Source organism: Haladaptatus sp. HS23, from assembly GCF_056892285.1.
Genome location: NZ_JBXGLH010000004.1, coordinates 211436 through 224342 on the forward strand (window position 1 = coordinate 211436; position 12907 = coordinate 224342).

Annotated in this window: 13 protein-coding genes; 11 read left to right on the top strand and 2 right to left on the bottom strand. The window is 60.6% G+C overall.

Annotated features, from left to right (window positions below; genetic code table 11):
- The first annotated feature begins 51 nt into the window (after positions 1–51).
- Complete coding sequence (locus AC1XDK_RS13850; protein ID WP_483350487.1) at positions 52–1482, top strand: aldehyde dehydrogenase family protein; 1431 nt, start codon at positions 52–54, stop codon at positions 1480–1482.
- A 1661-nt stretch (positions 1483–3143) separates the two neighbouring features.
- Complete coding sequence (locus AC1XDK_RS13855) at positions 3144–4358, top strand: Cdc6/Cdc18 family protein (RefSeq protein ID WP_483350488.1); 1215 nt, start codon at positions 3144–3146, stop codon at positions 4356–4358.
- Positions 4359–4383: 25 nt separating this feature from the next.
- Here AC1XDK_RS13855 and AC1XDK_RS13860 read toward each other — a convergent pair whose 3' ends face one another.
- Complete coding sequence (locus AC1XDK_RS13860; RefSeq protein ID WP_483350489.1) at positions 4384–5712, bottom strand: APC family permease; 1329 nt, start codon at positions 5710–5712, stop codon at positions 4384–4386.
- Positions 5713–5981: 269 nt separating this feature from the next.
- Here AC1XDK_RS13860 and AC1XDK_RS13865 point away from each other — a divergent pair, with 269 nt between their 5' ends.
- The 5 genes from AC1XDK_RS13865 (at position 5982) to AC1XDK_RS13885 (ending at position 10431) form a co-directional block, all read left to right on the top strand.
- Complete coding sequence (locus tag AC1XDK_RS13865; protein WP_483350490.1) at positions 5982–6590, top strand: hypothetical protein; 609 nt, start codon at positions 5982–5984, stop codon at positions 6588–6590.
- 74 nt (positions 6591–6664) lie between these two features.
- Positions 6665–7435 carry a sugar phosphate isomerase/epimerase family protein gene (locus AC1XDK_RS13870; RefSeq protein WP_483350491.1) on the top strand — a complete coding sequence of 257 codons (771 nt, stop codon included), beginning with the start codon at positions 6665–6667 and terminating at the stop codon, positions 7433–7435.
- Between the two features lie 67 nt (positions 7436–7502).
- Positions 7503–8459 (top strand): carbohydrate kinase family protein, encoded by a 957-nt coding sequence (locus AC1XDK_RS13875; protein WP_483350492.1) that lies wholly within the window; start codon positions 7503–7505, stop codon positions 8457–8459.
- A gap of 72 nt (positions 8460–8531) precedes the next feature.
- Positions 8532–10070: a uracil-xanthine permease family protein gene (locus AC1XDK_RS13880; protein ID WP_483350493.1), complete on the top strand. Its 1539-nt coding sequence runs from the start codon at positions 8532–8534 to the stop codon at positions 10068–10070.
- An 85-nt stretch (positions 10071–10155) separates the two neighbouring features.
- A complete protein-coding gene (locus AC1XDK_RS13885) occupies positions 10156–10431 on the top strand; it encodes a hypothetical protein (protein WP_483350494.1) in 276 nt (91 codons plus the stop codon).
- On the opposite strand, the gene AC1XDK_RS13890 is transcribed toward AC1XDK_RS13885, so the two are convergent.
- Positions 10424–10798 (bottom strand): secondary thiamine-phosphate synthase enzyme YjbQ, encoded by a 375-nt coding sequence (locus tag AC1XDK_RS13890; protein WP_483350495.1) that lies wholly within the window; start codon positions 10796–10798, stop codon positions 10424–10426. The two genes, AC1XDK_RS13885 and AC1XDK_RS13890, sit on opposite strands and share 8 nt — an antisense overlap.
- Before the next feature lie 209 nt (positions 10799–11007).
- Between AC1XDK_RS13890 and AC1XDK_RS13895 the strand changes: the two genes are divergently transcribed.
- The 4 genes from AC1XDK_RS13895 (at position 11008) to AC1XDK_RS13910 (ending at position 12630) form a co-directional block, all read left to right on the top strand.
- Positions 11008–11175, top strand: a complete 168-nt coding sequence (locus AC1XDK_RS13895) for a hypothetical protein (protein WP_483350671.1) — start codon at positions 11008–11010, stop codon at positions 11173–11175.
- 60 nt (positions 11176–11235) lie between these two features.
- Positions 11236–11712: a YbaK/EbsC family protein gene (locus AC1XDK_RS13900; RefSeq protein WP_483350496.1), complete on the top strand. Its 477-nt coding sequence runs from the start codon at positions 11236–11238 to the stop codon at positions 11710–11712.
- 85 nt (positions 11713–11797) lie between these two features.
- Complete coding sequence (locus tag AC1XDK_RS13905; protein ID WP_483350497.1) at positions 11798–12226, top strand: DUF4149 domain-containing protein; 429 nt, start codon at positions 11798–11800, stop codon at positions 12224–12226.
- Entirely contained in the window at positions 12223–12630 is a 408-nt protein-coding gene (locus AC1XDK_RS13910; RefSeq protein WP_483350498.1) for a GIY-YIG nuclease family protein, read from the top strand. Before AC1XDK_RS13905 ends, AC1XDK_RS13910 begins: the two co-directional genes overlap by 4 nt.
- The last annotated feature ends 277 nt before the right edge of the window (positions 12631–12907 follow it).

Here is a 12907-nt window from a genome sequence, read left to right on the forward strand (position 1 = left end):
TTAATCCGATTGTGAGTAAATAATTTACCTACTGAGTACCAAGGTAGAACCATGTCACAGAAACCGATCCATCGACGGGAACAACTCTACATCGATGGCGAGTGGCTAGACGCCGACGGCACGCTCGACGTGACCGACCTCGCTGACGGTGACGTCTTCGCCGAAGTCGCCGCCGCCGACGCCGAACAGGCAGACAACGCACTTGCTGCTGCGGAGCGGGCGGAGGCAGCAATGCGCGAGACGACCATCCCTCAGCGCGCCCAATGGATGGAGGACATCGCGGATGGACTCCTCGAACGCAAAGAGGAACTGGCCGAGGTCATCGTTCGGGAGGCCGGAAAGCCGATTTCGAGCGCGCGCGGCGAAGTCGAAAGCGCGTCCGAGCGGTTCCGTCGCGCGGCCGAAGAGGCCCACGAACTGCAAGGTGAGTTCCGCCAGGGGACCACGAGCGGCCACGAGGGATGGGAGGCCATCCTCAAGCCCGAACCCGTGGGAACGATTCTGGCGATTACGCCGTACAACTACCCCCTCGCGACGACCGCGCTGGAGGTTGCACCGGCGCTCGCGGCGGGTAACTGCGTCATCCTCAAACCGGCCAGCAAGACGCCGGTGAGCGCGGCGATCCTCGCCGAGGTAATCGCCGAAGTCGGACTCCCGAAAGGGGCGTTCAACTTCACGCCGGGTCGCGGCAGCGAAATCGGGGACCTGCTCGTCGGCGACGACCGCATCAATATGATAACCATGACCGGCAGCAGCGCGGCCGGGAAACACGTCGCGCACAAGAGCGGTATGGTCAATCTACACATGGAACTCGGCGGCAACGCACCCGCCGTCATCTTCCCGGACGCGGACCTCTCGGAGGTCGCCGGTGCCTGCACGAAAGGCTCGTTCAAATACGCTGGACAGCGGTGTTCTGCCGTCAGCAGGGTACTGGCCCACGAGAGCGTTCACGACGAAGTCGTCGACCGAATCGACGCCGCAATGGACGACTGGACCGTCGGCGACCTCTTCGACGAGGACACGCAGATGGGTCCCCTCATCAGCGAGGACCAAGCCGAATGGGTCGAGGAACTCGTCGAAGACGCGGTGGAGAAGGGTGCCGACTTGGTTCGCGGCGGCGACCGCGATGGGCAGTTCTTCGAACCGACGCTGTTGGCGAACGTCCCGCACGACGCCCGAATCATCCACGAGGAACAGTTCGGTCCCGTCGCGGCAGTGACGACCTTCGAAACCGAGGAGGAAGCCCTCGAAATCTCGAACGGCGGGGACCTCGCCCTCGACGCCGCCGTGTTCACGGACGACTACGACCGTGCGCGCCGGATGGCCGATAAACTCGACGCCGGTGCGGTGCGCATCAACGGCGCGCCAAGCCACGGACTCGGAGACATCCCGTTCGGCGGTAACAAAGGCTCGGGAATCGGTCGCCAGGGCCTCCATCTGACCATCGAGGAGATGGTTCGGCAGAAGAGCATCATCCTGTAGGGCGAACGATTCTCCCAATTTCGTTGTCCGTTTCGTCATCGATGACTTCATTCGAACTATCCGTCACCGATAGGTCCGGACGATTCGTCACCGGTAAGTCCGGATGATTCGTCACCGGTAAGTCCGGACGAACAATCTATCCGTAGTAGGTCCGTTCAGGTCGGTTTTTCTCGTTCCGTCGTGCGTTCCTGTCACATGCCCCATACCGACGAACCCCGTCGTTCCGCTGTGTCTGACGGACCGAGCGGTCGAAAAGCGTCTCGCGGTTCCGCCAAACTGGGGTTAGTAAGAACGCCTTTTTTACGCCATAGTTCCGGTTTTTTACGGATTTGGGATTTCGGAATGGGGGTCTCGTTCTTCGTTCGGACCCCGTCGTTCCGCTGTATTTTGACACGCCGAATTCGCGGGGTTGACCCACCACCGTCGTTCCTCTGTTTATTGCGTTCTTTGTGAAATGGTTCGTTTTTATAGCGAAGCGTTCGCTTTTGAGGAACGAGATGTCGATTTCAATGAGCGACAGATCGGTGACTCGCCGAATACGCGCCCGTTGAGCGGACACTCGCGGGTACTATCGAGTTGGAGAGTCCCATTAGCCGTGAAACGTTCCGGTTGTGAAACACCACTCCCGCGTACCACCTCGCATGAAACCATACTCACGGAACCCCCTCGTTCCGCTGTTTTTGGTATTCCCGCCGGTAATCGAGTAGGATGGAAACTTTTCACCCGTGGCAAGTTTGTTTCACCACCCCGTCGTTCCTCTGTTATTATGTTAGTTGTCGACCATTATAGTTCTCCGGGAGGGCTCGTGGATGGATGTAGCATGCGGGTCAGTACGGCAGGGTGGTCAGTACGGTAAGGTAGTCAGTATGGTAGGAGTCCAGTATGTGAAGAGGCAGTGTGGTGGAGGAAGTGTGGTGGGATGGCCAGTATGGTAGGACGGTCAGTACGCTCAGGAATCGTTACCTAAATTCTCCACATGGGTCACGGGACGGTCACGGTGTTTGTCGCACGTCAATGATTGGCATGAACCATACACCGTCGTTCCGCTGTCTTTTGTTCGAAACCGCTGGCTCGTTCCGCGCGTTACCGACTCGAAGAGTGGTTCTTCCTCACCCTACCGTTCCCCTGTTCTCTATAGTCGTGTAGAGCCGGTCGGCGCACAGTGATTTCCGCTGTTTCCGTTGTCTGTTTTGATTTATAATAACCCCCACCCCTCGGTTCCGCTGTATTCGGGCCCGAAGGGAGGTGGGGGGAAGACGACCAGTTGGGAAGTCGAACGGAGGAGAATAATACGGCGACTATTTCGTCGAAATAGTCTCTTTTACCTAGTTTACGGATATTGTTATGATAGTTACCCCTTGAACGTTTCTATTCTAGAGACGACTTCCAACCCCCACCCACCCATTTCTCACCAACTCAGCGGAATCGAGGGGTGGGGGTGGTATTTAAGCAACCGAGACAGAAGAAACAACGGAATCATAGGAACGTCCGGTATCGCCGCCCATATCGTGACTTCTGGTCGGTTCAAATTCGTTGCTACGGTGTGAAACCGGCGGTCTTGGACACTCTTCGTGGGATAGGTCCGATACAGATGAAACTCAGGAATCACAGGAACGGGTGGTTCGGAAGCGTTATGGTACTCCTCCGTTTGCCAAAAAACAATGGGTTCATTCGAGTTCGTTCGCGAACATTCTCCGTACAAAAATCGCGAGGCACTGCTGGACGATTATACGCCCGATACGTTGGTGGGCCGTGATTCCGAGTTGGAGGAGTACCACGGGGCGCTTCAACCCGCGATCTACGGCGAACAGCCGGACAACATCTTTCTCTACGGAAAAGCCGGTGTTGGGAAAACCGCCGCGACGCGATTTCTGCTCGACAAGCTCGAAAACAACGCCGACGACTACGACGACCTCGACATCTTCACCGAACTGGTCAACTGCGACGGCCTCAACTCCAGTTACCGCGTGGCCAGCCACCTCGTGAACACGCTACGTGACCCCGCCAACCGCATCAGCGAAACCGGTTACTCGCGCTCGCAGGTGTACGAGTTGATGTGGGACGAACTCGACAGCCACGGCGGCATCATCCTCCTCGTACTGGACGAAATCGACCACCTCAAGGACGACAGCATTCTCTATCAACTTTCACGCGCACGCGAGAACGGCAACCTGACGGAAGCCAGAATCGGCCTCATCGGTATCAGCAACGACCTCACCTTCCGCGACGGTCTCTCGCCTAAAGTCCGTTCCTCCCTGTGTGAACGTTCCATCTCCTTTTCGACCTACGACGCCAACGAACTCCGCGCCGTCCTCGACCAGCGTCGGGAAGTCGCGTTCAAAAACGACGTGCTGACCGAGGACGTGATTCCCCTCTGTGCCGCGTTCGGCGCACAGGAGTCCGGCGACGCGCGCAAAGCCCTCGACTTGCTCCTCAAAGCGGGGGACCTCGCACGCGAGGAGAACGCGGAACGGGTGTCCGAAGAACACGTTCGCCGGGGTCGCGACCTCCTCGAACGCGAGCAGGTGGCCCGCGGCATCGCGGACCTGAACGACCACGAACGACTGGTCGTCTACGCCCTCGCGACGCTCGAAGCGGAAGGTGAGACGCCCGCCCGGTCGCGCGAAATCTACTCCCGATACAAGGCGCTCTCGGTGACGGCCCAGCGCGAAGCCCTGACCGCGCGATGGCTTCGGGAACATCTGGACGACCTCGCCATGCTCGGCATCCTCTCGGTGTCCGAAATAAACGAGGGGTCCGCCGGTGGAAAGTATCGGGAGTACGCCCTCCAACAGGACCTCGCCGTGGTCCTCGACGCGCTCGAAGAGACCCTCGAAGCCATGGGTGTTCACACGAGCGTCAAGGGCTACGTCTGAGCTAACATCCGACAACCCTCACTTCTCACACGATGTCTTCGAGTTCGGATTCCACCGAGGACACTTCGTTCTCTATCGCTTTTCGTTCGAAGTAGAGCAACTCGACGGCGACGACGGTAACCGTGATGGCGGCCACCGTCCAGAACACGGAGTTCTCGCTCGTGTAGAGGTGCCAGAGGAGCGCACCGATGGTCGCTATCGCGCCGACCGTTCCGACCGCGGGGACGACGCTCGTTTTCACGTCGTCGCCGCTCCGGTTTCTGAACGCCAAATAGCTCGCGGCACCGAAGATGGTGATGAACGCGAGCGAGGCGAAGGACGAGATTCCGTCCAAACTTCCGAGAACAGTGAACGCCGCCGTCAGGGTTCCGAGAATCACCAGCGCACGAACGGGTTCGCCGTCCCCGTTGCCCCCGATCTGTGCGGGAAGGTAGTCCTCGGACACCATCTTGTCGAGCAGTCGGGAGGAGCTGAACAGCGTCGCGTTGATCGCGCTCCCGGTCGAAAACAGCGCGGCTATCGAGATGAGGACGAAGCCTGCCTCACCGAGGAACGGTTTCGCGGCGACGGCGAGCGCGGTTTCCGCGTTCTGCTGGATGACCTGTGGCGAGACGAGGTCGGTCGTCACGATGGCGACGATGATGTATAGGCCGGTGACGCCGACGATGGAGATGTAGATGGCCTTCCGTATCGTCTCGGCGGGGTTCTCGATGCTGTCGCGGTCGAACAACAGGAGTTCCCAGCCCTCGAACGCGACGAACGAGAGGGCCGCCGCGATGACGGGACCGACGCCGAACTGGGCCAACCCGGAGCGAAGTTTTCCGTGTTTGAATCCGTAGTAGATGCCGCCCAGACCGAACACGAGGAGAATGGCCACCTTCAACCCGACGAGGACGTCTTCGGTTCGGCCCGACGCGTGTGCGCCGAGGACGTTGAGACCGACGAACAGGACGATGACGAGCGCCGAGAGGAACGGTCGGGCTGGAACGCCACCGACCGTCCTGACGCCGAGGAGTTCGGTGAAGTAGCCGCCGAACGCGAAGGCGTACATCGCCATCGTTCCGATGTACCCGACGACGAACGTCCACCCAGTCATTCCCGCTAATTTCGTACTCCCGGTGAATCGCTCGATGTAGGTGAGCGGTCCATCGTCGTCGCCCGTCGACAGGTCCCCAAGCCGGACGAACGAGTACCCCGCCGCCAGTGCGATGATTCCCGCGACGACGAACGCGAGCCACGCGAGCGTGTCCGCGGCGGACGCGACGACGCCGAGAACGGCGAAAATACCGCCGCCGACCATCCCACCGACCGCCATCGATATCGACTCGGTCAACCCGATCTTTCCGGACGCCATATATTATCCATCGTATTCCACTGTCTCAATAGTACCGACCGGATGGCAGAACGCATACGATATCGACGACTCGCAGGGTCGTCGAAGGAGGTCCTTACGGACCCGGTTCCCAAAGCGAGGGAACGTCCGGGTAACGAGGGCCTTCTCGGGTCAAAATCGGGTTGTCTGGGTTACTACCGAAAGTCGGCGATTCATCGTCGGCCTTCGTCCCGTCCGGGATGTAAACGATGGCCGTCGTTTATCCGCCTCCTCGGCAATGATTCCGTGGCATGAGAGACGACCAACAGACACAGACGCAGTCGCGACGACGGTTTCTGACGGTCGCTGGCGGAACGCTCGTCGGCATGACGGCCGTCGGGTCCGCCCAACATAACGGATCACAGTCCGGGTCGTTCCAGTTCGGTGGGCACGTACAAGGCTGGCAGGGACAAGCACCGAACTCCATCAAAGGGAAGAAGAACCCCACGCTTCGGTTACAGACCGGACAGGTGTATCAGGTGACGTGGAAAAATCTCGACGGACAACCACACGACTTCGCCCTCCGAAACTCGGACGGAAAGGACCTGAAGGTCATCTACCCGGACGTTCGGACGAACACGAACGGCGGCGGTGGTGGAAACATGGGCGGGAGCAACATGGGTGGCGGCAACATGAGTCCGCCGAACGACGCCATCACAAAGACGAAAATAGTCAACGAGAAGGGCGCGACCCAGACGCTCCGGTTCGTCGCCACGAAGGACATCGAACACTACGTCTGTACCGTCCATCCGACGACGATGATAGGGAAAGTCGAGACGAGCGGCGAAGGCGGGTCGAACGGTGGAAACGGCGACCACATGGGCGGAAACGGCGACCACGGTGACGGCAACGACAACTGACTATACGTGGCGACCTCCTCGTTTTCGACGAAAGCGGCAACTAGAACTAACCGACGGCCGGTCCAACTGGGTGTATGAACGCGAAGACGGGGTTCGTCACGCAGGTGGGAATGGAGTACGAGGAAGCGTTCGAGGTGGCGGGGGACCTCGGGTTCGACTACGTGGAGTTGATGATGGACGGCGCGAACGAGCGCACCCGTGTGGACCCCGACCCGGTGCGAACGCGAGCGGAGGAGTGTGATATCTCCCTCGCGGTCCACCTGCCGTTCGCGCTGGACATCGGGTCCCCGTTCGAACACGTCCGCGAGGGGGCGGTTCGGGAGGTGCAAGCCGCAATCGACACGGCGTGCGAGTTCGGCGCAACGAAGGGCGTGGTCCACGCGAGTTCGAACGCGTGGAAACCCGCGTCCGACGAGGGAGACATTCAGGCGAACATCATCCAGTCGGTGACGACGCTCGACGAATTCGCCGACGAACGGGGGTTCGAACTCTGCGTCGAGAACATCCCGGACGGGTGGCTTTCGACCCGCGAGTTCGACCGCCTGTTCGCGGAGACGGACGCGTCGATGACGCTCGATACGGGCCACGCGAGAATCGACGGATTTGACTCCGACGATATCGCCACGTTCGTCGGGCGACACGGCGACCGAATCTCCCATCTCCATCTGAACGACACGCGTGGACCGTCGGACGAACACCTCCCGTTCGGCGCGGGAACCCTCGATTTCCGTGCCATCTTCGAAGAGCTTTCGGACGACTGGGAGGGGACGTTCTCGCTCGAAGTGTTCACCCTCGATTACGGCTACATCGAGACGAGCAAGGCGTATTTGGACGAACTGCTGTGACACGGTAGGCCCTGCGAATCGAACCACGGAGGCAAATCCTTTCCTGCTCGCCCTCCCACGGGAAATCATGACGCAATCGACACCGCGGATTCTCGTTTCGGGCGAGACGCTGATAGACTTCCTGCCGGAGCGACCCGGTCCGCTCTCGGAGGTGCCGACGTTCGAGCGTCGTCCCGGCGGCGCGCCCGCGAACGTCGCCGTGGCGCTCTCCCGACTAAACGACACGCCGTGGTTCTGGACGCGAATCGCGCGCGACCCGTTCGGCGATTTCCTCGCCGAGACGCTCGACGCCGATTTGCCGGACCGATTCGTCGAGCGCGACGCGGACGCGAAGACGACGCTGGCGTTCGTGACCCACGACGAGGCGAACGACCGGGCGTTCACCTTCTACCGCGACGGGACGGCGGACACGCGATTGGAACCCGGCGGCGTCCCGGACGAGGCGCTCGCCGAACTCGAATGGGTGTACGTCGGCGGCGTGATGTTGGCGAGCGACCCGGCACGAACCGCGACGTTCGACCTCGTGGAACGCGCCCGCGCGGCCGACTGCTCCGTCGTGTTCGATCCGAACGCGCGACCGGAGCTCTGGCCGGAGGACGGGTTCGCGGAGGCCGTGGACGAGATGCTCGAACTCGTCGACGTGGTAAAAGCGACGCCCGAGGACCTCGAAATGGCCGGGTTCGACGATGATGAGACGACGCGACTCACAGCGAGCGTGTGCGAGACTGGGCCGCACACCTGCCTGCTGACGATGGGAGGGGAGGGCGCGTACGCCCACGCGACCGACGACGCTCCGTGGAGTGCAGGGTCGGCGAGCCATTCCGGATACGACGTGTCCGTCGTGGACACGACCGGCGCGGGCGATGCCTTCACCGCGGGTGCGCTGGCGGCGCTGGCCGACGGCAAGTCCCTCGACTCGGTCCTCGGGTTCGCCAACGCCGTTGCCGCCCTGACGACGACCGAACCGGGTGCGATGACGGCGCTCCCCGACCGAGATGCGGTCGCCGAATTACGAGATACGTAACTTCGACTTCGGGATTCGCAACGCCACTTTTAAGCCTCTCACGTGGAATCGAAGAATAGAGAATCACTGAGAATGAGTGAGAGCACAGGCGGTACGGACGGGGACGCGGCGCTGGAGGAGGCGTCGTTCGTGGAGTACGGTATCGAAGACAAACCACCGGTCGGCGAATCGGTCCTGCTGGGCTTTCAGCACTACTTGACGATGATCGGCGCGAACATCGCGGTGCCGCTGGCATTGGCGGGCGCGATGAAGATGCCGCCGGCGCAGACGGCCCAGTTCATCGGGACGTTCTTCGTCGTTTCGGGAGTCGCAACGCTGGCACAGACGACGTTCGGCAACCGCTACCCCATCGTACAGGGCGCGACGTTCTCGATGCTCGCGCCTGCGTTAGCCATCATCGGGGTCATCGGTGCCGGATGGCGCGTGACCTTGCTCGAACTGCAAGGCGCAGTTATCGCGGCCAGCGCCGTCGAGGTGTTGGTCGGCTATCTCGGGTTGATGGGGAGGCTGAAAAAGCACCTCTCGCCCGTCGTCATCGCGCCGACCATCGCGCTCATCGGCCTCTCGCTGTTCAGCGTTCCGCAGATAACGGCCGCCAACCAGAACTGGTGGCTCGTCGGTCTCACGCTCGGTCTCATCGTCCTCTTCTCGCAGTACCTCGACAACCATCGCGCCTTTCGCCTCTTTCCGGTCCTCCTCGGCGTCGTGACGGCGTGGGCAATCGCGTTCGTGCTCTCCTACACCGGGTTCTACACGCCAGCGAATCCCGGTTACGTCGACTACATGAGCGTCGTCAACGCGAACCTCTTCCAGCCGGTCATGCCGCTCCAGTGGGGAATGCCGCGGTTTACGCTTCCTTACGTCATCGGCATGTTCGCGGGCGTCGTCGCCTCGATGATAGAGAGCTTCGGTGACTATCACGCTGTGGCGCGCCTCTCCGGCGTCGGTGCCCCGAGTCGAAAGCGCATCGACCACGGTATCGGGATGGAGGGCCTCGCCAGCGTCTTCGCCGGACTCATGGGCACCGGCAACGGCTCCACCTCCTACTCCGAGAACATCGGAGCCATCGGTCTGACGGGGGTCGCCTCGCGCTACGTCGTGCAAATCGGCGCGGTAGTCATGCTCGTCGTCGGGTTCGTCGGCTACTTCGGCCAACTCGTGGCGACCATTCCGAGTCCCATCGTCGGCGGTCTGTTCATCGCCATGTTCGGCCAGATTTCCGCCGTCGGCCTGTCGAACCTGAAGTACGTGGACTTGGACTCCTCGCGCAACCTATTCATCGTCGGCCTTGCAACCTTCTCCGGCCTCGCCATCCCGACGTACATCGGCAACGTCGGCGTGGCGGATTTCCAGCAGGGAATGCACAGCGTGGCCCTCCTCGGACCTGCCCTCGGGACGGAAATCGTCTCGAACACGCTGTACGTCGTCCTCGGTACCGGGATGGCCGTCGGCGGCCTCGTCGCGTTCGTCCTCGACAACACCGTCGAGGGTACCCGTGAAGAACGCGGCCTCGAAGCGTGGGAGGCGATTACGGAGGACGAAGGCGACTTCCAGAGCGCCCTCGAACGCTTCGGGTCGGATAGCCGTCCGGACCCCTCGAAGGCGGACTGACCGGAACGTACACGAAAAACCGCCCACAACCTTTTGTTCCCCGCCGTTGTGAAGAACGATAGCACACCACATGTGTTGATTCCCTATGACGACGAATAAATCGGAGTCCACGACGGAATCGTCCCCTCACGAAGCGGCCCTCCACTCGGAAGTGAAACGGCTCCGTGAGGAACTCGAAGAAACCAGGGAACGACTGCAAACCATCGAAAAGAACCTCAAGTGGATGGCCCAGCATCAGGCCGTCGAAACCGGAAAGAGCGTCTGCCCGTCCTGCAACTCGAACGGGTCGCTCGGCGTCGAACGAACCGCCACCGGGAAGAAGAAAGTCGAGTGTACGAACTGCGGTGAGCGCCTCATCTGACCACGACTCGACGCGTCCGCGGTCCATCGCAGTCCACGAAGAGGACGGACTGCCACGTCCCGAGCGCTAATTCGCCGTCCTCGACGGGAACGGTGACGTGTTCCCCGAGTATCATCGCGCGGAGGTGCGCATCGGCGTTGCCATCTAATTGGTCGTGCCCGTAGTCCTCTCCCCGCGGAACGAGGCGTGACAAGAGGGTTTTAAAATCGGAGCGGAGCAGGCGTTCGTTCTCGTTGACGACGACACCGGCCGTCGTGTGGGGAACGAAGACGGTACACGTGTCGGTGGAGTCGTGGACTATCTCCCCCACCCGATCCGTGATGTCCACGATGTCCACACGTTTCGAGGTATCCACTTCGAATTCCATGTTCCCGCTTCGACGGGGGAGGACTAAGTTCCTCGTGGAATATATATGAAATATAACTGCGGAGGGGGGGGAATCGCTTGCTTAAATTCCCATCTGTGTGCGGCAATATTTGGTTCGATTATCAGATTTGGTGTGCGGACCGAAACTCCCACGCGTGTTTTCCCTATCCACAATAACATATGAAAGATTACCTGTCTTGAGGATTATATATGTGTCTCTCCGGTGGTTCCCTCGCTGCGGCCGCCGAAGAGCAGACGGCCTCGGTCAGCGAAGTCGCCCGGAGCGCGGATGCGCTCGCCGAACAGGCCGAGTCGTTGGGCGCCACCGTGGACGACTTCACGGTCAGCTATCGCGACGATTCGGCGGACCGACGCTGACTTCGTTCCGACATTGTCACCACCATCACCGATTTATCCCGTCGAAGAGACATGACCCCCATGCACGAGCGAGCGAAGGAGTTCGAAACGCGCGCTGCGGACAGGTACGACTTCGACGTGGACGTCCACGAGTTCCCCGAGGGAACGAAAACCGCCGCGGACGCCGCGAACGCTATCGGCTGTGACGTGGCACAAATCGCCAGCAGTCTCGTTTTCCGCGCGGACGAGGACCTCGTCGTCGTCGTGACCAGCGGGGCGAACCGCGTGAGCGAGACGGAATTGGCCGAACTGTGCGACACGTCTCCATCGGCGGTCGGCATGGCCGACGCCGACGTGATTCGGGAGACTCTCGGCTGGTCAATCGGTGGCGTGCCGCCGTTCTGCCACGAGAGCGACCTGCCCGTCTTTTTGGACGAGACGCTGACCGAGTACGAAACCGTCTGGGCCGCCGCGGGGACGCCGAAAGCCGTCTTCCCGATTTCGCCCGATGAACTCGCGCGGTACGCGGACGCGACGCCCACCCACGTAGGCGAGTGAGGGGACGGAACCGGGAGGATGGAATCGGGAGAGGGCGGAAACCGGGTTGGAAAGAATGATTATTCGATGAATCTTCTTTTCCGTCATGACCCTTCTCGGAACGGCGCTGTTGGTGGTGCTGGACGTAACCCTCGGCGTGTGGCTCGGAGGAATGGTGTTCTTCTCCTTCGTCGGCGCGCCGACTACCTTCGACGTGTTGGGCGACGGCGCGGGGCAGGTGGTCACCGCCATCTTCCCGAAATACTACGAGTTCGGTAGCATCCTCGGATTCACGGCGGTCAGTGCCGCCATCCTCGCGTGGAATCAAGACGTTCTCGACCCGACGGCCACGCTGTTCATCCAACCGCTCATTTTGATAGCGTTGGCGGCGACTATCTACGCACAGGCCCGACTCCTTCCGAAGATGGAAGCGGCGGGCGACGACGGCTTCGCGCGATACCACAAGCAGTCGGTCGTGCTGAACGGTGTCACGATGCTCGCGGTTGCGGGTGCGCTGGTGCTTTCACACATATGAAGGGAACATACACTCTGCTGGTCGAACTCGCATCCTCCGCGAAAATCGAGTTCGGCGCAAAGGGGACTCGAACGCTCGATTCGGGCTGGTACGCCTACACGGGAAGCGCGTTCGGGCGGGGCGGGTTCTCACGTATCGCACGTCACGCGCGAGTCGCGTCGGGCGAAAACGACGCTCGCCACTGGCACGTCGATTACCTCCTCGGTCATTCCGACACGGAACTCGTGGACGACGTGCGAACGGAGAACGAGGACGTGGAGTGTTCCGTCGCGGACCGACTCGCACAGAAAACCGAGACGGTTCCCGGAATCGGCGCGTCGGACTGTGACTGCGGGACGCATCTCCACTTCGCGCCGGAACGAAGTGACATCGAAGCGGCGGTTCGGCGGGCGCACTCTGAATAGGCTAAGAAATGAGCATTTTAACAAAAAACACTCGGAGAGTGAATAATATATGGAAATATATTCATTATGGCAAAGAATTGTAGTACTACTCCTGACACTAATATCGATATTCCAAGAATACCGTCAACAGCATCCTCCACAAGCGAATCTATTTTCTCTCTTGAAAACCCTATCTTCGTGGTAGTTTCTGCTGCGATACTATATGTCCCCTTGAGTAACCCGCGGCCAAGAATAATTGCTCCAATGATATCCAGACTGAGTCCATATGTTTGACTAG